Source organism: Streptomyces sp. NPDC102406 (assembly GCF_044765725.1).
Taxonomy (GTDB): domain Bacteria; phylum Actinomycetota; class Actinomycetes; order Streptomycetales; family Streptomycetaceae; genus Streptomyces.
In genome coordinates this window covers 897,124-917,861 of record NZ_JBIWKP010000002.1, presented here as the reverse complement: position 1 = coordinate 917,861, position 20,738 = coordinate 897,124, and the positions used below count along the sequence as shown (strand labels likewise).

Here is a 20,738-nt window from a genome sequence, read left to right as displayed (position 1 = left end):
GCGCACCAGACGAACCCGGCGAAGGCGTGATGGTCGGCGCGGCCCTACCGGGTTTCCCCGACGGGCCAGGAGGCCCCGGAACCGGGACAGGAACCTCGGCACGCGCAGGCAAATCATCGACGGCCTTCGACGGATCCGGGGCCGCCGGCGTCTTCCCCTCGGCCTGGAGCTGCGACCGCAGCGTCCGTACGTCCCCGGCGAGGGTGGACACGGCGGCGCCGCGCAGGTCTGCCTCGCGGGACACCTCTTGCCGTGCCGACGATTCGCGGTGGATCAGGAGGAGTGACAGTGCGACGCCGCCCCCGAGCATGAGGAGCGCGGCCGTCATCCACAGCAAGTGCCGCGAGCGGTACAGAACTTGCTCGGTGCGGGTCACGATGTCCCTCCGAGTTGCTGCACGAGCAGTCGGAGCCGGGCTGTCTCCATCTTCTCTGCGGCCAGTTCGGCGCGCACGGTCGCGAGGTCGGCGCGTAGCTCCTTCCGCTCCTCCTGTAGCTGGTCCGTCAGGCTGTTGAAGCCGTTCACTGCGTTGCCCTCCCGGGCTGACCTGGTGGCGCCGCGGGTGCCGTACATGGCCGCCACCGCGGCCACGGGCCCGCCGATCAGCGCGGCGACGGCCGTGACCATGGCGGCGTCCATACCACCTCCGGGGCGTGAACATGGGGCAGGTCAGACGCCCTTGGCGAGGGATGCGCTGTTGCTGGTGCCGAACGCTCTGGCGACGAACCCCTTCAGGAGGCTGCCCGCCGCGGCGATCCCGGCCGCGCCCATGGTCTGCCAGAACGAGGCGTGGAACATGTCGCCCGGGCCTGCGGCCACGGCGATGCCGCCCGCAGCGACGACGAATGTGGCGCCGACGCGCTCGGCAAGGTCGCGGCCGTAGCTGGCCGCGGTCTTCACGACGGTGTTGGCGTGGGGGATGTGGATCTCGGACATGGTCAGTTCTCCTTCGGGGTGTCGGCCCACATGAAGCGCGTCGCTCCCTGGTGGCCGTGGACAAACTCGGCGTGTTCCAGGGAGTCCCAGAACACGGTGGACGGACGGGGCCCGCGCCAGCGGATCGAGACGGTGCCGTCGGGCCACACGACGCCGTCGGCGACCGTGCCGGTCCCGGAGACGCCAGAGACATCGCGATCGCGGTCGAGAGTGAAGAGACGAGGTGCAGTCATCGGATCAGTCCTCTCAGGCGGTGACGGTGAACCCGTGCCGGGCACCGAGCCGAGCCAGGGAGTCACGGCCGGGGACGCCATCCGCGGCCTTACCGGAGTACGAGCCGCCAGCCTTGCTGCGCTGCCACTTGCCGTAGCCCGTCACGAACGACGTGCCGAGCGAGCCGTCCACCCACTTCTTCGCGAGGAGGCCCTCCGCGTACAGGGCCTGCTCGCAGATGAGGGCCTCGGCCTTGTACGTGGTGTGACCCTGCGCGCCCTTGGTGTCGGCGGTGACCGCGGCGATGATGTGTTTGAGGGACACCTTCTTCGTCGCGGGCGCCGAGCCTCCGGCGAGCACCTGCGCACGGTCGACGATCGTGGAACGCTGGCCCTTGCGGAGATCCCCCGGGCAGGCGGCGTGCCCGCCCCACGAGGAGCCCCCGGCGCCGTGATAGGTCAGACCGTGCTTCGTGGTCGAGTTGACGACGGCGAACGGCCATCCGAACTCGCCGTGCCCCCACGCGTAGATCTTGGCGACGCCCTCGATCTGCTCAGCGGTCAGCGGCTCCGACGGGTGCCCTTCCGTTTCGACGCTCGCGTAGTACGGGTTACCGGCCGCCTGCGCCCACGCGTAGTCGGTACCGGTGTTGACGTACTGCTCGATGACTCCCTTCTTCGACACCCAGAAGTCACTGGAAGCTTGCGAGGCCGGGTTGTTGAACCAGCCGAAGGGCGAGTTGTTGCCCGCCTGCACATGCAGCGCAAGTCCTCTGCGCTCGCGTGTGCCCTTCGGGTGGACGTTGACGACAGGGCGCCAGATCGCGCCGGGCATACGGGCCATGAGGGACCTCTCTTCTACAGGCTGTTGGTGGTCGTGATCTCGGAGCGGGACAGCGACGTCGTCACGTCCTCACCCGCGAGGAGCTGCCGGATGCCGTCGAGGACCGACTCCGTCGTCATGCCGGGCAGTGGCCCGCCCGCCCCCTCCTCGATGCGGAGCGTCAACGTGAAGCCGCTCTCCGACCGTCCCTGCGCGGACAGCCGGTAGTACGGGTAGGGCATCTGGTCAGCCATGTGTGCCTCCTAGGCGAGTCGTCTGAGGTGGAGCGAGGAGCCCGCGCCGAGGCGGCTCGGGGTCGCGTTGCTGGTGACCTGCGCCCATTGGAGGGCGAGCGTCCCGGCGCCGGTGGTGGTGAAGACGGCCTCCTCGATCGCCGCACACTGGTTCGATCCGGAATCGCGGGTGCCGTAGGTCACGCTCGTCGTGAAGTTGTGGACACCCCAGCGGCCGGTGCCGCCGGTCGAGGTGCCCGACAGGACCACGCCCTGATCGGGGCCCATCGCGGAGCGGTTGCCGCTGACGCCAGAGGGGACGTTCCACATAGTTTTGAAGCGGGCCAAATCCAGGGCCGCGAAGTGGATGTAGAAGATCGCGTGGTAGGTGGCGTTGGCCTCCAGCACGCATGTCAGATCGGGGTCGTCGGCGAAGGCCGTTGTCGCGGCGCGGTCAGTGTTGACCGTCTTCCACATGATCTGCGGCAGCATCGACGACAGGAGCCCGGACGTGATGCGGCTCCCGGCTGGGATGGGCGGGTACAGGGACATGGCGCCTCCTACAGGGCGACGATCGCGGGGGTGGCGAGGCGCACGTCCGCGCCCGCGTTCTGGGCTTTCACGACGCCGTTGACGGACCGTGTGACGGTGAAGAGCTGTGGCGTGACGATCTCGAAGTTGTCGAAGGTGAGAATCGGATTCGTGTTGGTGTTGCCGGAGAAGCCGGACGCGACGACGCCGACCGCGCCGGAGGCGACGGGACTGGTGGTGACGGTCTGGTCGATGTGCCAGACCGTCGGCTCGGTAGACGCGGTCGGCCAGACACGGGCGCGAACACGGTTGCCGTCGACTCGGGCCCGCATCTCGAACGTGTCGTTCGCCGCGTACGTGTACGGGAGCGGCGCCGTGCCGAGCTGGGTGGCGCCCAGGGTGACGGAGACGCCCATGGCCCCACCCGTCCCGAGATGGATCCGGGCCCGGTAATTCGTTGCGGAGTCCACGTATCGGAGCACGACGGAGGGCAGCATCGAGTTGCCGGTCGAGACTTGCCCGGGCGAGACACGGACACGGATCTCACAGTCGTCGAGCGTCAACCCCAGGGTCTGGAACCGGGCGGTGCTGACCGAAGCGTTCGGGATGGTGACGACTCCACGAGTCCCGTCGGTGGAACGCTCCGACGCCGACCCGCCTGCCAGCACCCACGTTTGCCCGGTGTTCGCTGTACCCCAACCGGACGACACGGTGCGTGTGAACGTGTCCAGGCCTGCGCTGGCGATCGCCGAGGCCTGCATGACCTCGCCGCCCACGCGCACGGCGCAGGGCATGTCTACGGGGTTGGTGGACCACACGGGGCCGCTCGTGGTGTGTACGAGCGCGGTCGTCTGCGCGGACGTCATCGCCACAGCGAGGACAGACCCGTCGGTGTCCGTCCACGTCCCCGGTGTGGAAGGCGTGCCTGTATCGGCGACCGTCCACGGTGACGCCGGAGACCCGACGAACTGTATCGTCCACTCGTCCGATGCCACCGTCTCGGTGAAGCCCTGCACGATCACGTCGACGCCATCCGGCGGCAGCCAGGACGGGGTGTTGCTGATCGTGATGCGGTCGCCTGCGACCAGCTCCATCGCGGCGGCGGCCAACGTGTAGTTGCGTGCCAAGTTGATGGGAATGGTCGGGTACCGCGGCTCGTCGACCGTGCCGAGGTGCACCTCCCACGCCGCGATGTCGGGGAGCTGCGCATCCGTGGCCACGTTGACCGTCGCCGCCTGGTCGTACTTGCCGACACCGGCCGGGGCGTCCTGCGTGGACAGGGGGCCCGTCGACTGCACGTACCTGGCGCTGGAGCCGTTGGTCCGGGAGACGGTGAAGTCGTTGACGATGGTCTGGTCGTCGGAGACCGGTGCGAGGCCCGGCATGAGGTGCTGCCGGTAATCGAGCGCCAGCTTCGGCGGCTGGTTGTACAGGGACGCGCGGGTGCGGTAGTTGAGGCGGGCCTCGACCCGCGACTCGTAGATGATGCCGCCGTCCGCGTCGGCACACTCGTAGAGCAGATCGAGGAGACGGCCCCGGGATTGCGGGCCCATCAGGGCACCGTCCGAACCGAGCAGCACTGAGGAGATGCCTTCCTCGGTGCACAGGCGCTGGAACCGGGTGTGTGCAGCCTCGTTGACGAAGCCGCTCTCAGCATTGCTGTAGATCAGCGTGGACGCTGAGGAGAACACGCCGAGGTGGCCGAGCTTCGCGCCCGCGATGGCGGGGCTGAAGTTGCTGGTGACACCCGTGACCGTGCCGCTTGTTCCGGCGAGCAGGTAGTCGTCACCGAACCCCGAGTCGTTGGCCAGGACACGCCATCCGAAGTGGATCCGGGTGGTGCCGCCGCCGATCTCTTTGGCGGTGACCTCCAGCCGCACCCAGCCCCCGTAGAACTGGGTCGGCGAAAAGTTGAACAAGATCGTTTCTACGCCGTCCGGATCGAGCGCCGTCAGCCGGATCGTGCCCGGGAACATCTGAGCAAGGAAGCGGCGGCCCGCGGTACCCGACGTAGTGATCTCCAGCAGGGACGTTGTCACCGCAGGGGCGGATGCCACGTTGAACAGGCACGTCGCCGTCCACTCGCCTGTGGATGTCGCCGCGGGTACCGTTCCCTGCATGGACGCCGTCGCCATGAGAGAGGGCAGCGGTGCCGATCCGGCGAGCGAGTCCTCAGCGGCGAAAATGAACCCGGAGACACGCAGCGGAGGCACGCCGGGCAGAGGCGAGTACGCGCTCGTCGCGCCCGCGTCCTCCTCCATCGGCCAGTACCCGAGGACCGACGAATCGGACGTGATCCGGCGCCGGAGCGTGGACTGCAACGGGCTCTTGCGCTGGTCGATGCGGCGCAGAATCCCTGAGGCCTCGATGGATACCCACGCGTCCTTGCCGCCCTCGGTCCACTGCGGCGGCCACGTGGACACCTCGCCGACGAACCGGCCGACGCCGTTGACCATGACGCGCAACAACGTGTTGCGGCCGATCTTTCCGTACAGAGGAGAGGTGGGGTTGCCGGGCGTGTACTTCGCGTCGCGGTTGCGTAGCGTCATCCGGCAGGAGCCCGGCTCAGGCTGTCCGGACTCGGCGCGCCGCCCGCGCGTGATCGTGATCTTGTCGCTGTGGCGGACATCCGAGGTGATGTTCTGCCACGCGCCGTCGTACCAAAGCTCGACCGTGAAATTCAGCGGGGTCTGCGGGAACACCATGTCAGCTCACCCCCAGCGCACGCTGCACGTTGCCGCCGGCCACCCTGCGAACCTCGCCGCGCAGCGGGTCGATGAGCACGCGTGCGAGGGTCTGCCCGTCGAGCTGGATGACGGCCATGATGGGCGCGCCCGGCCCGGCAGCCTCACCGGCCATCCGGCGGGAGGTGTGCGCGGGATAGACCCGCGAGCCGTACGGCAGGCGGGTCAGCTCGGGGCCGTGCTCACCGACCCAGGTAAGGCCGCCGCGGGCGCCGCCGGTCGCCGCGCCGATGATGCCGCCCGTGCCCTTGCCGCCGATGGCACGCTTCACCGACCGTTCGATCGCGGCGGCCAGCCGGTCCATGGACTTCTCCAGGCTGTTCTGTTGCCGCGTCAAGGCCGTGACCAGCGATTGTGAGATCTTGATCTGCCCGCCGTACACGGCGTCGCTCGTCGTCCGGCCGGCGGCCTTCGCGCTGGTGCCGATCTGGCCTTGCAACTTGTTCAGGCTGGTGATTTCGGACTTCGAGGCGCCCATGAGAGCGCCCGCGGTCTCCAGGCCGCCGCCGTCGATCCCGGCCTCCGCGATTTGCTGGAGCAGCGCGGACGACAGGCCCTTCTTCTTCAGCCCGGCGAGGGCCCCGGCGAAGGCGCTCGCCTTGTCGCGGGACGCGGTGAGCCCCGACATGATCGTCTTGACGGTGGTCGGGCCGCGGTCGCCGCCTACGCCCTTCGTGATGTTCGCCGAATTCAGGACCCCAGACTTCACCGAGTCGGCGAGCTGCGACGCCGCGGCCTTCAGGTCGGACAGCTTCGTCTTGGCCTTGTCGAGCTGGTCGTTGACCTTGGTCAGCGCCCGCTCTTGGATGATCAGCCGCTTGCCGTAGGAGTCGAGCATCCGCAGGAGACTCCGCTCCTGGCCGCCATGCGTGCTCTTCTGGATCACGGACCGCCACTGGTTGAGTGCCGAGACGAGCGGGCCGATCGACTCCGGGCGAGCCAGCGCGCTACGGATCTCCGTGTTCCGGTAGCCCGCCATCGTCCCGAAGTGGCTGATCGTCAGGTCGCCTTGGGCGGCGTTGCGTGCCTCACGCTCGCTTTTCGCCTGCGCAGCCGCCCGCTGCTGCGCCTTCGTGGGCCCGCCCTTCGCGAATCCGGCGAGTTTGAGCCGTCCCGCATTGAGCGCTTCGAGGAGCGGTACCCCGTACTTCCGCACCGCGCTGGACTGGACGACGTACTCGGTGTTCGACACGCGGGCTGCCGCACCGGAACCGAGCAGGGCGACGATGCTGTCGCTCGTGCCGGACCCGGGCCCTTGTACGTAGCCGCCGCTGGGGATGGCCTGCACGTTGCCCCCGTCGGCGTACCCGGGGATCGGGCCGCCGAACGCGCGGGACGTCTCCGCGAAGTTCTTCGCGCCCTGGTTGTTGGCGCCCCCTGCCTGCGCCGTCTTGAAGATGGTGATCTTCGTCGTCGTGAACGTGATCGACTTGCTTTGGAGCCTGTCGCGCGCAGCCTGGAGCGCCCGCACATTGCCCAACGCTGCGCCCGTCGACGCCGAGACCTTGAAACGGCCGTCCTTCAGGTGCGTCACCTTGTAGCCCAGGTCACGCAGCGTCTGCACAGCATCCGACGTCAGCGCCTTGACCGTCACCGACTTCGCGTTCGGCGCCCGCCGGATCGCGGAGATCACGGAGTTGATGCCCGCGACCGCGTCCTCCGTCCGCATCTTGATCGACGTCGACTTCGACGCGGGGATCTTCATGATCTGCGCGGCGAGCTGCGCCGCCTCCGACTTCGACAGGCCCATCGCGCGTGCGCTCGCGATGAACGCCTCACGACCGCGCGAGTAGATCCCGTTGACGCGCTCCCACGACGCCCCCGACTCGCGCGCCGAGGTGGCGGCGTCCCGCGTCTTGCTGGCGAGGTCATTCAACGCGGTGGCCGCGGCCTGCGCCTTCGGGCTGTTGAGGTCGAGCTGCCCGCCCACCATGCTCAGCGAGCCAGCGTTATCCCGCGCCGCCTTCGCCGCAGCATCGACACTCGCCTCGAAACCGATCATCCCGCCCAACGCGGACCGGTTCACGTCGTTCAAGGCCTCGATGCTCTGCCGCAACCCGTCAGCCGACGCCTTCTGCGACGCGAGCTTCTCCGACGTCGCCTGCGCCTGCGCACCGAAGACGCCCATGCTCTCGGCCGCGAGCTGCTGCTCGAAGGCCTGGTCCGCGAGCGCCGACTTGTAGTCGTCGAGCTTGCCCCGCAGCTCGCCCGACGTCATGCCCTGCTTCTTCATCGCCGCGGCGATGTGGTCGAAGGCCGCCGCCGCGATGTCGCCCTTGCCGCCCTTGACCAGGTTGGCCAGCGCATCGTCGACGCCGTCGAGGTCCTCCTTCGCCTCCTTGACCGGCGTCGAGTCCATGCCGATCAGCGAGGTGAGGAACTGCTGCACTCCCTCCGCGTTCGACGGCCTGGCCAGCGTGCGCAGCGAGTCGGCGAGCCCGCTTAGGTCCTTGCCGAACGCACGGGCCGCCTCGCCGGACACCTTGCCGGACGTGCCGAGCTTGCCCAGCGACGTCGTCAGCCGGTCCACATCCGGCGGCGCCGACTTGCCGATCGAAGCCAGCTTCGTCAGCACCAGCACAGCAGCGGTGATACCTGCGACCACGACGGTCGCCTTCGCGGTGGCGCCGAGCGTCATAAACGCCGCCCGCAACCCGGCGACTCCGCCGCCGGCCGCGATGGACGCAGTGCGTAGGGTGCCGAGGCTGGTGGCCAGTCCGGTGACACCGCCGCCGACCACAGCTAGTCCGACACCAGCCAACTTGATCAGCTTGAAAGCCGTGTACACCTGCATCAAGTTCGACAAGAGCCCGGCGGGCACAGCCGACACGAGCTGCGCGAACGCGTTGACGACCGTCAACATCCCCGGCCCGGCCTGCGAGGCGGCGTCGAGGACATGGAGCAGGGCCTCGCCGAGCGCGGTCATCGTCTCGCGGACCGCGGGCCCGTTCTCGCGGGCGTACTGCATGACCTCTGTAAACGGGCCACTGGCGTCGCCCGACGACAGGACCCGCATGAAGTGGATCGCGCCGTCCGTACCCTCCTTCAGCGTGCGGTCCGTGAAGTCGCTGAAGGTGTTCATCATCCGGTCGAAACCGGGCGTTGCGACGGCGCCACCCGCGATGGTCGTGGCGCGAGTCAGCTCCGTCGAGAACGAACGGGCCAGAGGCGTCAGCCGCGGGAGGAGCGCGGTCGTGACCTGCAACCCCTGCTCGACCGGCTTCATCGTGAACGATGCGGTCTCGTCCGACCACGACTTGAACGCGTTGGACAGCACCATGTACGACCCGGCGGCGCGCTGCGTGGCCTTCGGCATGTCGTTCATCTGCCGCTGATATTCGGCCTGCTTCTTGATCGAAGCCTCGGACGTGGCCCCCGACTTCTTGACCTCGTCCTCATACGCGGCGTGGGCCTTCGCGGCCTCGGTGATCGTGCTGATCTGCGGGACCACCGCCGCCGTGAATGCGATCGCCGCCGCGCCCGCCGCGCCGAGCCCGGTCGCGATCGGCGCGGCCTGCGCCGCCACCGGGATCAGGGCCGGGGCGAGGCCCATGAGAGATGCCTTCAGGTCAACGGCCGCGCCCTGGAGCAAGTTCGACGCCTGCGACATCGCGCCGGCGTCCGCCGCGAACCGGCCGCGCACGTCACGCAGGTTGCCGTTGATGTCCCGGAATCCGGCGGCGGTCTGGTTGTTGACGCGCACGGTGATCGTGACGTCATCAGACATGGCTCACCTCCGGGTCCGGGTCATCAGGGGTGCCGAGGTCGACAATGCGGAGCATCCGCAGGAGTTCGGGGTCCTCGGCGTATAGCTGTGAGGGCAGGCAGTGGAACCGCTCGCACAGTGCAAGGACTGTGCGGGCGTGAGTCAGCTCGCCAGGCTCTCGGAGGGGACGTCCATCGGAATCGACGCCTCCAGGGACGGCACGCCATCGGGCGAGGCGCTGTCCAAAGGGGCAGGCACTCCGTTGATAGCGGCCGTCCACGCGCGGATGACCTTGTCGTTCAGGTCGGGGTCGAGGCCGAGGATGGAGTCAAGCGTCAGCGGCAGGGTCTCGCCGTCGTCGCCCTCGATGTTCCACTCGACGAGGCGGTCCGCGTAGGTGCGCAGCATGCCGTTCACGGCGTCCTCGCTGCCGTCTTCGCGCGCGGTCTCGATGCCGAGCGTCTGCCCGGTGTTCAGTCCGCGCAGCTTGACGACGAGGCCGTCGAGGTCCGGGTCTCCCTCGAACTTCAACTCATAGATCTTCTTCTTCGGCTTGAAGCCCACGGCCGTTGCCTCTCAGGTCCAGGTCGGGACGGTGCCGTCGGCGAGGACGCCGGGCACAGCCCAGGTGAGTTCGCCCGAGTCCGAGCGGGACAGCGGGTAGTCCGTGAGCAGCACCTCGTTGTTGAGGGTCTGGCCGGACACGGCGAGGCTCAGGGTGCGCGGCACGCTCGTCGAGGGGATCGTCTTGAAGACGTCGTGGGCCTGGTTCGCGGCGTCGTTGAAGACGCCGTTCAAGGTCACCGAGAAGTCCGCGAGGAGGAGGATCCTCTCCATCGCGCTCTTGTCGATGCCGGTGACGTCCTGCACCGCGCGCGGCGTCGCGAACTGCAAGTTGGTCACATCGTTCTTGATCGCCCGAGGAGTCCCCGCTGCGTCATCGACGCTGCACGTGGTCCACCCGAGGCCGTTCTCCTTGGCCATGATCAGCCCTCCTTCTGCTGGTCGACGAGGCGGAGTTGGTGCTCGCCGAAGTCCTCAACCCAGTCCTGCGGCCGGGTGTGTGTGCGGGTCTTGCCGGTGGGGTTGCCGCGCCAGTCACCGTCACGGACGACGTAGACCTCTGGCCGCGTCCGGTGCTCGGCGAAGCAGCGCTGTCCGGAGGCGAAGCGGAAGACCGTCAGCCCTGCCTCGGTGCGCTGCTCACGGAACGTGCGCCGCGACTGAGTCCGGATGTACTGCGCCTGCCGGGCGCCGAGCTCGGTCCGCTCGTCGACCTTCGACTCCCAGCCGTGCAGCCACGCGGCGCAGCCCACTTGCTGGCAGGCCGCGGCGACCGAGGTGTCCCGGGGGCTGGTAATGCTGTACGTCTGGTACGCCCCGGGGGCGAGGAGCTGTCGGTCGACTCGGTTCATCTGCTGCATCAGAAGGTCACCGCCACGTCGTTGCGGGCCACCGATACAGCGAAGGTGGCCGAGGTGAAGGTGCCGGTCGTGACGACGCGGAGGTACCGCTCGACGGTCTGGTTGCGGGCGGTCTCGATGCGCTGCGAGCCGATGCCGGTTGCGGCGGTGAAGGAGCCGCCGGCCACGTCTGCCCACGTGTCTGCACCGCCGTTGTCGCTGGACTCCTGGAGCTTGACTGTCACGCTCGTGCCGGTGAGGGCGAACACGTGGAGGTACGCCTGGAGGCCGAACAGGGTGGCGCCGTTGAAGAGGGGCGGGCTGCCGACGCCGAAGTCCACCGAGGGGCCGTTCGTGCCGGTGGTGTCGGTCCGCTTCCCGGCCGTCATGGAGCGGCCCCACTCCACACCGAAGCCGTTGGCCTGTGCCTCGACGGCGAACGTGAACTCGCCGCTGTCACCGCGGTTGCCGTCGTACCCGATTTGCTTCGAGACGATGTTCGCCGAGGCGCCGCCGAGCGCCGTGCCCCGGAAGTACGCGGCGATGACGTCGCTCGTGGGCAACAGCTTCATCCTGGCGTGTGCCCGGTCCGGCGCCGTGCCCGGGTTGAAGAAGCTCGTCGCCTGGAGGCGCCCGTCGCGCAGGCCGCCGATCCGCTCCGGCGCCGACTTGTCGATGCCCGTGACCTCCAGCGCAGCGGGGCCACCGCCCACGTTGCCGAGAGATTGGATGTCGCCGGACAGGTCATAGCCCGCGATGTACAGGTTGTCGCCGAGACCGCCTTGCTTGCTCACGGGGCCTCCTCCCACAGGTCGTTGACGATCAGAGGCACGGAGATCGTGAAGACGCGGAACACCGCCGTGTCCTGTTCGAGGTAGCCCGCCCGCGCGGACAGGGCGACGCCGTGCGCGCCGCGGATATCGATCTGGCGGACCAGGCCGCCGAGGGTGAAGTGACCGCAGTACGCCGCGTACAGGTCCGACATGGCGGCCATGAGGTTGCGGTCGATCGCGTCCTCGGGCTCGGACAGGGGCGAGTACAGGCGGACCATGACCAGCACGCGGGCCGTGGTCGACGCGAGCCCCGACGAGTTGACGGGGGTGACGGAGTCCACCCACGCGGCGGCCGTCAGCCCGCCGGTGGTCGGCGCGGACTTGGGCTCGTGGCCGTTGACGCGCTCGAACCAGCCGGACGCGTTAGCGTGGGACTCGACGCCGTCGAGGATGCCGAGGACGTCCATCACATCCTCCCCACGTACCGGCGGAGGAGCCTCTCGGCGATGCCGCGCTGCCGGGAGCGGAGCCGCTCGACGGCGCGCCGCCAGTGCTCGTATCCCTTGAACCGGGTGACCGGGAAGTTCCGCGAACCGAGCCCGGCCAGCCACGGCCCGTAGACGGCGCCCTGGTCCGTGACGATGTGCCCGCGCTCCACGGTGATCCGGGACTCGTAGTAGCCCGTCGGGTGGCGCAGGACCTTGTGCAGCTCCTCGCGGACGATGCCCACGCCCTCCTCGGCGAGGTCCCGCTCCAGGCGGTCCACGTAGGCGTTAGCCGCGGCGCGGGCCCGCCCGTCGAACATCGGGCCACGGCTGGAGACGTCAATGGATACGGCCACGTCACACCGCCCGCGATCGGGCCTTGCGGCCATGAGCGGTGTACGTGTCGTCGCGAATCTCGGCCAGCCCACGGCCGGCCGCCTCGCGCTGCCCCTCGCCGGAGCCGACCGTGCGTGCGTACCCGGCGGCACCCTGGAGCAGGTTCGTCATGGCCTGCGCGATGCACAGCTCGTTGACGAGGGCGGGCGGGTCCCAGCGCACGACGGCGCCACCGTTGGTGTGCGCGGTCGCCGTGGTGCCCAGCACGCCGCGGCGCAGTCGGAGGGACCGCGGGGCGTAGACGGGGGTGGCCGCCTCGTGTGCAGCGAGCGTCGAGCCGTCGGCCGCGCGGCGGACGATCAGGTTGTTGCCCGCGATCTCGTCGACCTTGCAGCGCTCGCCGTCGAGGAGGATCAGCTCCCCCTCCGCGAAAGCCGTGCCGTTCGTGACCGGGAGCGTGGTGGTCTTCATCTGCGCGTCGACCGGTGCGGTGAGTGTCTGCCCGGTGCTGGCCATGGAGCGGGCGGTCACCGTGACGCGCTCCTCGTCCAGGCGCAGGAGGCTGCCGACGCCGACGGCGGCCGACGTGACAGCGTCCACGGTGAGCGTGGTCGCGCCGCTGGTGATGCCCGTGTGGGTGCCGAGGGTGGTCTCGTCGTTCCGATAGCCGAACAGGCCCTGCACGGTGATGTCCCGCTGGGTGGTGGAGCCGCCGCCGAACGCTGCCGACGAGCCGATGTTCAGCTCGATGTGCGTGAACGGCGGCTCCTCGCGGCCATCGGACCGACGGAGGAACACGTCCTCCAGGTCGAGGGCCCGGCCACCGGAGGTGAGGGAGGTGAGCGAGATCAGCTCGTTGTCGTCGAGCCACAGCCGCCATGCGTGTGCGGTCTGCCCGTTGGGCCAGTCCCACGAGCGAGACGCCAGCTCGGGGTAGAAGCGCCGGTGGCACAGCCCCTCGACAGCCTGCGTGGCAGCACCGATCGCGCGGTCAATCTTGCTGTTGGCGCGTGCGGTCTCCTTCGCGTCGAGCGCGTCCTTCACGTCCTCACGCGTCGCGTACCAAATACTCATCCCTGCTCACCTCCTCTCATGTGTCGTTGTGTGCGGTCAGGCGAGCCGGTGCTCGCGGTGCCGGATGATGCGGTTGCCGACCTGCCACCAAGTGGCTCGGTAGGCGCCCCGGCCGGGCACGGAGTACGTGGTGCGGTGGAAGTGCGGCATGTGCGTCACGCGCCCTTACCGTCAGCCGCCGACGTAGCGGCCGCCTGGTCGCCATCCGTCGAAGGGGCAGTAGAGACCGCCGTCTGGCCCTTCCTTGAGCGGCTCCCCGTCGCGCGGGCAGGCGACGGGCTCGGCGTCCCGCTCTGCTCGCGCGAGGTCTCCGGCCTCTCGGACGATGTCTCGGAGCTGCTCCCAGGAGATGACTCCTCGCCTCCTTCCTCGATCGGTGTCAGCTCGCCGTTCTCCGGGTCCACGTCGAACCCGTCGACCGACGGGCCACCGTGAACGGTCACCTTCGGCATGTCTGTCCCTTCGTCCATGTGGTCGGTGCTGGCGCACTGCGGGCAGCGGAGTGCGCCCACGGCATAGGCGGCCGTGCAGTCACGGCAGATCCACAGCACTTGGTCACGCCCCGGTGGCGGGGAGGTTGGCCGGGGCGCGCTGCGCGGTCAGGTCGCGGGTGAGCGCGGTGACGGCGCCGGCGCCGGTGCTGGTGAGCTTCACGTACCGGTAACCGTCCGACAGCGACGTCCCCTCGACCTCGATCACCGCAGCGTTCTGCGTCGCGGAGGCCGCCGTAGTGACGGTCGCGCCCGCGGCCTGCGTGCGGCGGGTCCAAGCGTCCGAGCCGTTGCCGGTGTTCGTGTGGTACTCGCTGATCGCGGCCAGGTTCTGCGCGCCCGTGCCCGCCGAGTCCTTCGCCTCCTGGAGCGTGTAGACGTCACCGACCGCGCCCGTGAGGAAGCAGGAGAACGTGACGCCGGCGGCTGCGCCCTTGAGCGCGATCCATACGCCGTCAGCGGCCGGGGTGATGTTGACCAGTCGGCCGAGTGCCTTCTGTGACATGGGAATTGCTCCTGTCTGGTTGCCGCCGGGGCGACACTGCCGGGTCGGGTGGTAGCCGCCGCCGGGGTGTGAATGCCGACGGCGGCCGGGGAGGTCAGAGCAGCTCGACGAACGGGGAGAGCGTGGAGGCGGAGCCGTTGGCAGGGGTGATGGCGGACTGGAGCCACGGGCGGCCGTCGACGCGCTGGATGATCCGGTAGGTCGTCTGGTCGGAGCCGAACCGGTAGTCGGTGCTGCTGTCGGCGGTCATGGTCTGGCGGTCACCGACGAGGTAGTACGACAGGTCGGTGAAGGCCAGGTCGCCGCGCGTGCCGAGAGCAGAGCCCTTCTCGGTGACGATCAGCGGGCGGCCGAAGATCGTCATCGGCATGCCTGCTGCGGCGTTGACGACGAACACGCTGTTGCCGCCGGTGCCGACCGTCAGTGACATCTGGAGCAGCTCGGGCAGGGCGTCCGGCGCGCACGTCCACACCGCGTTCTTCAGCGAGGCGGGCAGCATGCGGGCGTACATCTTGACGATGTCGACGTACCCGATCTTGTTGGAGTTGGCGCGGGTCACGGTGACCGCGGCGGAGTTGCCCGCGCCGCGGAAGCCGAGGGGCTCGCCGGTGCCGGACCCCGTCATGAACGCGCTGTCCTCGGAGAACGCGAGGGCCTTCGGCCACAGCGTCTCGATCAGCGAGGAGAAGCTGATCATCGAGTCCTGGAGCAGCTCGTTCGGGACGGCGCTGAGACCCGTCAACTTCTTCGCGTCGAGGGTGACGCGACCGAACTTCGGGTTCGCGTCCTGGAGAGCTGCCGACTCCTCCCCCCAGAACGCGATCATCCCGCCGAACACCGACCCGGCGTTCGACGTCGAGTCGATGATCGGCATCGGGACGCGCGCCGAATCCATCGGCACGACGGTCGCGAGCGGGCGAACCACGGACTCTTCGAGCGCGATCTGAAGGAGCTGCGAGCGCAGCGTCTCCGGGACGAGGAACCCGCCGTCCGCCGGAGAGATCGACCCAGCAGCGTTACGGAGCTTGGCCAGCTTCTCGTTGACGTCGTCGCTCGGCGCGGTCTTGTGCCAGATGGTGCGCGCGTAGTCGAGAGAGTTCGTGAACACCCCGTCGAGCGCGGCGCCGGCGGCGTCCGGGTTGTGAGCGGTGGCCTGCCGGTGGCTGGTGAGCATGCTGCTCTGCCTGCCCTTGGCCTGCGGATCGAGGTCGAGACGCTTGACCGCGCCCTTCCCTGTGTCGGTCATGCCGTTGTCGCGCATCATCTGCGCGAAAACGCGCTGCGTCTCCTCGGCGACGAGCCGGTTGAGGTCGGTGCCCTCGCCCTGGAGCGCCTCGCCGTACGCGGTGATGAACTCGGTCAGGGAGTCTCGCGACGCCATGACCTCCTTCAGCTTGCCGCCGTCGGCGAGCATCTCCGCCAGCTCGTTCGCGTTGCGCGGGATGGTCATCGTGGGTGCCACTGGTGCCTCCTTCAGTCCGTCGCCGCGCTGGACGACGCCTCGGGCTCGGTCAGGGTGGAGACGAGCGCCGACCAGTCGTCTGCGTCGTCGGGGGTGAGGTGGGCGGTCATTGCGGCCCACGCGTCGGGTTCGTCCTCGGTTGTGGGGTCCGGCTCGTCCGGCGCCGCGGGCTGCTCCGGCTCGGTGGTCTCGGCGTCCGGTTCTGCTGCGGGCTTGCCAGCGGGTGACGCCACGGCTGCGCGGAGCCGGGCCACTGCGTCCTCGTCGAGAAGGTCGGAGACAGAGATCGTGAACACCGGCTGTGGTCCGTCCTCACGAGCAGCGGGCGGCGGGCCCGGCTTCGGCCGCTCAGGCGCGGAGGGCCCGGCGTACCCGTACGCGGCGAGATCCCAGGCGCGCGCCATGTCCGGCTCGTCGTCCTTGTCCGGCTCGACAGGCTCGCCGGTCTTCGGCTTGGCCAGGGCCTCGTCCGCGAGACCGGCCGCGACCGCGTCGTCGGGCAGGTACCAGGACTCGGCGCGCATGGCCTCACGCCACTGCTCTCGGGTGCCACCCGCCTTCGCGACGTACGCGTCGGCGATGTTGTCGCTGATCAGGGCGAGAAGCTTGCCCATCTCCTCCATGTCGGCGGCGTTGCCGAAGCACACCCCGGACGCGTCATGGATCATCAGCATGCTGTTGGGGGCCATCTCGACTCTGTCGCCGGCCATGGCGATCACCGAAGCGATCGACGCGGCGACGCTGTCCACCTGCACCACGACGTTCGCCGGGTGGGAGCGCAGCGCGTTGGCGATGGCGATGCCCTCGAACACCGAGCCGCCCGGCGAGTTGATGCGGACGCGCAGGTTCGGCGCCGTCACCCCGCGCAGGTCCGCGATGAACTCGTCCGCGGTGGCGCCGAACCAGCCGCCGATCTCGTCGTACAGCATCACCTCGGCCTCGTCCGGGTCCGCCGCGTTCGTGATGCGATACCAGGACTGCGCCTCGACGCCATGCTGCGCGCGGAGCTTCTCGGCCTGTTCCCGCTGCTTGGCGACGAAACCGGCGAAGTTCGCGGGCAGCGCCAGCCCGGTCATGCTGCTCATGACGAAGCCTCCTCGGCGGGCGGGGTCCAGCCGAGCTGGACCAGTAGCTCCCTCGTCGCGTCCGGCAGGTGCGCGCGGACTCCATCGAGTTCGGTCGGGATCTCCTTCGCGACGACGTTGAGGACAGCCGTGGGCGGGCCCCCTGCGGCGACGGTGAGCGTCAGCCCGTACAGCGCCCGGGAGACGTCGACTCCGTCTAGCTCGACGAGGTGACCCCCGCGTCCGGCCGGTGTGCTGATGCGCAGGCTGCGCGGCTGGCGCTCGGTCATTCGCCCTCACCCTTCCGGCCGCGCTTGACCACGCGGCAGCGGCACTCGTTGCCGTGCTCAGCGCCCACGCAGTGCACGTAGCCGCGCCCGCCGGGGTAGTCCGCGTATGCGTCGGCCCGGTTCTTGTAGGTCTTGCCGTTGTTCTCGCGGCACGGGCTGCACGTGTTGTCGTCGTCCTCCGCGACCACCACCCACCGCTGCGCCGCCTCAATCTCGTCCGCAGCCCACTCAGGCGGCGTCCAGCGGTTCGAGGGCTGCGCGGCAGGACCCGCGCCGGGGGGCGACACGTCGTAGCCGAGCATCGGGAGGATCATCGGCGCAGTGGAGGGTGCGCCGATGACGATGTCCACGAGGAGCTGCTCCTCGGCCGACCGTGCGCCCATCGCGGGCAGGTCGACGGCGGAGAGGACGTTCTCCGCCGAGAAGCCGAAACCTGAGCCCTTCAGCGCGGAGGCGGCCTGGGTGCGCTTCAACAGGATGTCGGCGTCAGCTTCCTTGTCCTCGGGCACGGGGCTGACGAAGTCGAACTCCAAGCCCCTGCCGGTGGCCCCGTACATGGGAAGCAGCCGAGTGTTGAGCATCTCCCGCACACGCTCCAGGCGCGGCTGGATCAGCCAGCGGGCGAACACGTACGCGGCGGCCTCAGCGTTGGCCCGGTTCACGTCGTCGGTCGCGCCGAGCATCGGCTTCGGGAACCCGAACGCCTCGCGGATGATCTCCCTGTTGACGCCACGGAGTTCGGTGAACTGCATGTCCCGCATCGAGTACTTGCGGTCGACCCACTTCAAGCCACCTTCCAGGACGGCGACCCTGTGCGCGTTGGAGACGCCGCGGTGCTGCTCCGTCCAGCGGGTACGGAACTCGGAGAACTCGTCGTCGGACAGGCGGCGCTCGACCTCGACGACACCGCCCGGTTCGGCAGAGTTCTGGAAGAAGTTCGCGTTCCACTCGGCCGACGCGCGAGTCGCATCGATGTCCATGAGGATCGTCTGTACGACGCCCATGCCCCGGTACGGATCCAAGGGGTTCGGGCGGCGCAGGCTGATGACCTCGTCCACGCCGAGCGGCACACGCTCACCGGACGGGCCTCGGTAGATGTAGCCGAGGAGGAAGTCCTCCGGGTCGGGGACTGGCTCCATGCGGTCCGGGCGGACCGGCCACAGCTCCAGGGGCAGCGTGTTGGTCTCGTGGTGGGCGATCACCCACCACTGCTCGCCGGTCAACTCCTCATGCTGCTGGCCCGACTCGCGGAACGCTGGCCCGGTCATGTGGGCGTTGGGCCGGTTCCACAGGTCGAGGGCGGCATGCCGGGTGACCTCGACGCGGTCCTCGTCACGGCCGGATGCGGCGGAGCGGTAGAGCTTCCACTCGACGCCTGCGTACGTGGTGCAGATGCGGTCGACGATCGCGTACAGGGTGGACGAGCCGCCCATCGCCCGCATCTGCGCCTCTTGTCCGGCGGGGCGCAGGAGGCCGGAGCCGAGTCCGGCGCGGCCTGTGACGGGGGCGAAGGGGATGGGGGTGCGGTTGACGATGCCGGTGGCTGCTGAGGCGAGGGAGCCGAGGAGCGTTCTGCCCACCGGTCACCTCCCTCGTCTCAGTCGCCGCCGTCAACCCACCACTGCATGACGAACATCGAGACTCCGGCAGTGATCAGACCTACGCCCGTACCGAAGATATTCCATGTTCCTGTTGTGATGAGTGTAAATCCTCCTGTCAACATGGACTCAGACCGCAAATCTTTCAGCTTCGAGGGATCGAAACGCCTCATCCCACCCACCTCATCCGGGGCCGCCCACCGAGATCCCGCTCGGCGACCATGTACCTGAGCGCGTCCGCGCCGTGGTCGTTCTCTTTCAGCGGTGCCTCCGGGGCCGTGCCGCCTGGCTTCACCGCCCACACGTAGCCGCTCAACTCCTCCTCCGTGGACGCCGGCTTCTTCACCTCGTCCATCACCGGGTCCCGCTCGACGAGCGCGCCACGCACGATGTAGAGCCGCGGGCGGCCGTCACCCGCCACCTTGAGCCGGGACTTCACCGCCTGAATGCCCGTCGACACGGCCTTCTCCGCGGGCTGCGTGCCCATCTGGAGGTACTTCTCCAGCGTGGCCCGGTCCTCGGCGTCGTGGTCGCAGATGACCGCGCGGGGCTGCGGCTCGCGCCACTGGCCGGACGGGTACACCATCAGGTCGCGGGCCTGCCGCGCCATGTCCTCGACGAGGCGCCGGGAGTGGTACAGCTCGCGGTACAGGTAGAGGCGGCCGTCACCGTCCTCGGCCCACCACTGCATGACCATCGGGTTCGTGAACCCGAAGTCCACGGCGATCCACCGCGACCAGGCGTGCGGGATCTTGAACGAGTCGACGAGGTGCACGCCGTCGTCGAACTCCTCGTAGATCAGGCCCTCGGCCGCCGCCCATACGCCGTCGCGCAGCCGGAGGCGGCGGACGCCGGTCAGGTTGTCGAGCTTGGCGAAGTAGTCGGCACCCTGCTCGGTGAGGCTGCCGTCGGCGTTGACGTACGCCGGGTTGTCGGCGTGCCGGGAGACGAGCATCTTGGCCCGACCCTGGTCACAGCGCCGTTTGATCCAGTGCGTGGGCTGCGCCGGGTTGCACGCGGCGATCTGCTGCTGCCACGACAACGCGCCGTTGCGGAGGCGGGTGGCGATGGACTCCCAGTCGGTTTCGGTGAGTTCGGTCGCCTCGTCCGCGAACACGAGGTCGTACTCCGCCGACATGATCTTCTCGGGCTTGTCCATGCCGCCGACGACGATCACGGAGCCGTTCGAGTACCGGTAGCAGGGCGCCTCGCGCGGTGACCCGCCGAACCACCTGACCACGCCGCGCGCGAGCGTGTCGGCGGCGACCTTCTTCTCGTACGTCACCAGCGTCGTCGAACCGAGGCTGACGGCGGTCTTGCGGACGATCAGCGCCCGGATCCCCGGGTTGTTGAGCGCGGCGAGGTGGACGCGGAAGAGCGCGGCGAGGCTCTTGCCGGTGCCGGCCGGGCCCGCGATGACGACCTCGGCGTCCCGGTTTTTGAACAGGGAGCGGGCGGCGCCGCGGGGTTCGTAGCGGACGACCGTGTCGTGGTCGAGCGCGGTCGTCACGTGAGATCCGCCGGGTCGACGCCGACGACCTCGTACCGCACGGCGCCGGACACGGAGACCTTCTGCTCCGCGTCCAGGCCGTGCAGCTTGCGGTACGACTCCCGCACCTTCAGCGCCGTCTGGATCGCCTGGAGCCGGGGCCCGTCGTCGAGGAGCGGCATTTCCTTGTCGTCTTCGCCAGCCATCGTGACGACCTTGCCGTGGGAGACGGTGACGTGATTCCGCTCGATGATCTCAAGGGCCATCACGTACAGGTCGTCAAGCTGCCCGGACTCGGCGGCGATCAGCTTCTCAACGGCTGGCCGGGCGACGTCGGCCCGCGCGTTCTGCACGGCCCGCCATGCGCTGCCCTTGTCGATGCCGAGCTGCTCGCCGATCTGCGCGTATGTAAGGCGCTGCGCGCGGAGTTCGGCGGCGCGGGCGTCGCGCTGCACGGTGGTCATGCTGCGCTCGAAGCTGCCGCGGGGGCTGCGCTGTCGGTCGTATTGGCTGGTGTCCGGCGCCGGGCCCTCGTCGGGGTCGGCCGGGGCCGGGTCGTCGGTATTCATGGTGGTGATGATAC

23 protein-coding genes are annotated in these 20,738 nt (G+C 69.1%); all 23 read right to left on the bottom strand.

The annotated features are described in order from the left end of the window. Positions 1-372: 372 nt before the first annotated feature. A complete protein-coding gene (locus ACIRF8_RS12980) occupies positions 373-639 on the bottom strand; it encodes a hypothetical protein (protein WP_404213980.1) in 267 nt (88 codons plus the stop codon). 30 nt (positions 640-669) lie between these two features. Beyond that, a complete protein-coding gene (locus tag ACIRF8_RS12975) occupies positions 670-936 on the bottom strand; it encodes a hypothetical protein (RefSeq protein WP_404213978.1) in 267 nt (88 codons plus the stop codon). A gap of 2 nt (positions 937-938) precedes the next feature. After that, positions 939-1,169 (bottom strand): hypothetical protein, encoded by a 231-nt coding sequence (locus ACIRF8_RS12970; protein WP_404213976.1) that lies wholly within the window; start codon positions 1,167-1,169, stop codon positions 939-941. 13 nt (positions 1,170-1,182) lie between these two features. Further along, the gene (locus tag ACIRF8_RS12965) at positions 1,183-1,992 is read right to left on the bottom strand and encodes an N-acetylmuramoyl-L-alanine amidase (protein WP_404213974.1); all 810 of its coding nucleotides are present in this window, start codon (positions 1,990-1,992) and stop codon (positions 1,183-1,185) included. Between the two features lie 14 nt (positions 1,993-2,006). Further along, positions 2,007-2,225 (bottom strand): hypothetical protein, encoded by a 219-nt coding sequence (locus tag ACIRF8_RS12960; protein ID WP_404213972.1) that lies wholly within the window; start codon positions 2,223-2,225, stop codon positions 2,007-2,009. A gap of 9 nt (positions 2,226-2,234) precedes the next feature. Further along, positions 2,235-2,756, bottom strand: a complete 522-nt coding sequence (locus ACIRF8_RS12955; RefSeq protein WP_404213970.1) for a hypothetical protein — start codon at positions 2,754-2,756, stop codon at positions 2,235-2,237. An 8-nt stretch (positions 2,757-2,764) separates the two neighbouring features. After that, the gene (locus ACIRF8_RS12950) at positions 2,765-5,440 is read right to left on the bottom strand and encodes a hypothetical protein (RefSeq protein ID WP_404213968.1); all 2,676 of its coding nucleotides are present in this window, start codon (positions 5,438-5,440) and stop codon (positions 2,765-2,767) included. A gap of 1 nt (position 5,441) precedes the next feature. Next, on the bottom strand, positions 5,442-9,206 hold the full coding sequence (locus ACIRF8_RS12945) for a phage tail protein (protein ID WP_404213966.1): 3,765 nt from the start codon (positions 9,204-9,206) through the stop codon (positions 5,442-5,444). A gap of 141 nt (positions 9,207-9,347) precedes the next feature. Continuing rightward, on the bottom strand, positions 9,348-9,749 hold the full coding sequence (locus tag ACIRF8_RS12940) for a hypothetical protein (RefSeq protein WP_404213964.1): 402 nt from the start codon (positions 9,747-9,749) through the stop codon (positions 9,348-9,350). A 12-nt stretch (positions 9,750-9,761) separates the two neighbouring features. Beyond that, on the bottom strand, positions 9,762-10,169 hold the full coding sequence (locus ACIRF8_RS12935) for a hypothetical protein (RefSeq protein WP_404213962.1): 408 nt from the start codon (positions 10,167-10,169) through the stop codon (positions 9,762-9,764). 2 nt (positions 10,170-10,171) lie between these two features. Then, complete coding sequence (locus ACIRF8_RS12930; protein ID WP_404213960.1) at positions 10,172-10,600, bottom strand: hypothetical protein; 429 nt, start codon at positions 10,598-10,600, stop codon at positions 10,172-10,174. Between the two features lie 8 nt (positions 10,601-10,608). After that, the gene (locus ACIRF8_RS12925; RefSeq protein ID WP_404213958.1) at positions 10,609-11,382 is read right to left on the bottom strand and encodes a hypothetical protein; all 774 of its coding nucleotides are present in this window, start codon (positions 11,380-11,382) and stop codon (positions 10,609-10,611) included. After that, positions 11,379-11,828 (bottom strand): hypothetical protein, encoded by a 450-nt coding sequence (locus ACIRF8_RS12920; RefSeq protein WP_404213956.1) that lies wholly within the window; start codon positions 11,826-11,828, stop codon positions 11,379-11,381. Before ACIRF8_RS12920 ends, ACIRF8_RS12925 begins: the two co-directional genes overlap by 4 nt. Further along, complete coding sequence (locus ACIRF8_RS12915) at positions 11,828-12,202, bottom strand: hypothetical protein (protein WP_404213954.1); 375 nt, start codon at positions 12,200-12,202, stop codon at positions 11,828-11,830. Before ACIRF8_RS12915 ends, ACIRF8_RS12920 begins: the two co-directional genes overlap by 1 nt. A gap of 1 nt (position 12,203) precedes the next feature. Continuing rightward, positions 12,204-13,256 (bottom strand): hypothetical protein, encoded by a 1,053-nt coding sequence (locus tag ACIRF8_RS12910; protein WP_404213952.1) that lies wholly within the window; start codon positions 13,254-13,256, stop codon positions 12,204-12,206. Between the two features lie 36 nt (positions 13,257-13,292). Further along, positions 13,293-13,415 carry a hypothetical protein gene (locus tag ACIRF8_RS12905; RefSeq protein WP_404213950.1) on the bottom strand — a complete coding sequence of 41 codons (123 nt, stop codon included), beginning with the start codon at positions 13,413-13,415 and terminating at the stop codon, positions 13,293-13,295. Positions 13,416-13,811: 396 nt separating this feature from the next. Next, positions 13,812-14,252: a hypothetical protein gene (locus tag ACIRF8_RS12900; RefSeq protein ID WP_404213948.1), complete on the bottom strand. Its 441-nt coding sequence runs from the start codon at positions 14,250-14,252 to the stop codon at positions 13,812-13,814. A gap of 94 nt (positions 14,253-14,346) precedes the next feature. Beyond that, positions 14,347-15,714, bottom strand: a complete 1,368-nt coding sequence (locus ACIRF8_RS12895) for a phage major capsid protein (protein ID WP_404213946.1) — start codon at positions 15,712-15,714, stop codon at positions 14,347-14,349. 11 nt (positions 15,715-15,725) lie between these two features. Then, positions 15,726-16,799 carry a head maturation protease, ClpP-related gene (locus ACIRF8_RS12890; protein ID WP_404213944.1) on the bottom strand — a complete coding sequence of 358 codons (1,074 nt, stop codon included), beginning with the start codon at positions 16,797-16,799 and terminating at the stop codon, positions 15,726-15,728. Next, on the bottom strand, positions 16,796-17,068 hold the full coding sequence (locus ACIRF8_RS12885; protein ID WP_404213942.1) for a hypothetical protein: 273 nt from the start codon (positions 17,066-17,068) through the stop codon (positions 16,796-16,798). Before ACIRF8_RS12885 ends, ACIRF8_RS12890 begins: the two co-directional genes overlap by 4 nt. Continuing rightward, on the bottom strand, positions 17,065-18,648 hold the full coding sequence (locus tag ACIRF8_RS12880; RefSeq protein ID WP_404213940.1) for a phage portal protein: 1,584 nt from the start codon (positions 18,646-18,648) through the stop codon (positions 17,065-17,067). Before ACIRF8_RS12880 ends, ACIRF8_RS12885 begins: the two co-directional genes overlap by 4 nt. A 187-nt stretch (positions 18,649-18,835) precedes the next feature. After that, positions 18,836-20,176 carry a phage terminase large subunit gene (locus ACIRF8_RS12875; protein WP_404213938.1) on the bottom strand — a complete coding sequence of 447 codons (1,341 nt, stop codon included), beginning with the start codon at positions 20,174-20,176 and terminating at the stop codon, positions 18,836-18,838. Further along, positions 20,173-20,724 carry a hypothetical protein gene (locus ACIRF8_RS12870; protein WP_404213936.1) on the bottom strand — a complete coding sequence of 184 codons (552 nt, stop codon included), beginning with the start codon at positions 20,722-20,724 and terminating at the stop codon, positions 20,173-20,175. Before ACIRF8_RS12870 ends, ACIRF8_RS12875 begins: the two co-directional genes overlap by 4 nt. Positions 20,725-20,738: the final 14 nt, after the last annotated feature.

What these genes read in the sequence shown, in the direction of transcription:
- ACIRF8_RS12920 (WP_404213956.1), bottom strand. Translation starts at nt 11,828, where the DNA reads ATGGACGTCCTCGGCATCCTCGACGGCGTCGAGTCCCACGCTAACGCG.
- ACIRF8_RS12970 (WP_404213976.1), bottom strand. Translation starts at nt 1,169, where the DNA reads ATGACTGCACCTCGTCTCTTCACTCTCGACCGCGATCGCGATGTCTCT.
- ACIRF8_RS12890 (WP_404213944.1), bottom strand. Translation starts at nt 16,799, where the DNA reads ATGAGCAGCATGACCGGGCTGGCGCTGCCCGCGAACTTCGCCGGTTTC.
- ACIRF8_RS12945 (WP_404213966.1), bottom strand. Translation starts at nt 9,206, where the DNA reads ATGTCTGATGACGTCACGATCACCGTGCGCGTCAACAACCAGACCGCC.
- ACIRF8_RS12980 (WP_404213980.1), bottom strand. Translation starts at nt 639, where the DNA reads ATGGACGCCGCCATGGTCACGGCCGTCGCCGCGCTGATCGGCGGGCCC.
- ACIRF8_RS12975 (WP_404213978.1), bottom strand. Translation starts at nt 936, where the DNA reads ATGTCCGAGATCCACATCCCCCACGCCAACACCGTCGTGAAGACCGCG.
- ACIRF8_RS12955 (WP_404213970.1), bottom strand. Translation starts at nt 2,756, where the DNA reads ATGTCCCTGTACCCGCCCATCCCAGCCGGGAGCCGCATCACGTCCGGG.
- ACIRF8_RS12870 (WP_404213936.1), bottom strand. Translation starts at nt 20,724, where the DNA reads ATGAATACCGACGACCCGGCCCCGGCCGACCCCGACGAGGGCCCGGCG.
- ACIRF8_RS12935 (WP_404213962.1), bottom strand. Translation starts at nt 10,169, where the DNA reads ATGGCCAAGGAGAACGGCCTCGGGTGGACCACGTGCAGCGTCGATGAC.
- ACIRF8_RS12965 (WP_404213974.1), bottom strand. Translation starts at nt 1,992, where the DNA reads ATGGCCCGTATGCCCGGCGCGATCTGGCGCCCTGTCGTCAACGTCCAC.
- ACIRF8_RS12885 (WP_404213942.1), bottom strand. Translation starts at nt 17,068, where the DNA reads ATGACCGAGCGCCAGCCGCGCAGCCTGCGCATCAGCACACCGGCCGGA.
- ACIRF8_RS12930 (WP_404213960.1), bottom strand. Translation starts at nt 10,600, where the DNA reads ATGAACCGAGTCGACCGACAGCTCCTCGCCCCCGGGGCGTACCAGACG.
- ACIRF8_RS12900 (WP_404213948.1), bottom strand. Translation starts at nt 14,252, where the DNA reads ATGTCACAGAAGGCACTCGGCCGACTGGTCAACATCACCCCGGCCGCT.
- ACIRF8_RS12950 (WP_404213968.1), bottom strand. Translation starts at nt 5,440, where the DNA reads ATGGTGTTCCCGCAGACCCCGCTGAATTTCACGGTCGAGCTTTGGTAC.
- ACIRF8_RS12910 (WP_404213952.1), bottom strand. Translation starts at nt 13,256, where the DNA reads ATGAGTATTTGGTACGCGACGCGTGAGGACGTGAAGGACGCGCTCGAC.
- ACIRF8_RS12960 (WP_404213972.1), bottom strand. Translation starts at nt 2,225, where the DNA reads ATGGCTGACCAGATGCCCTACCCGTACTACCGGCTGTCCGCGCAGGGA.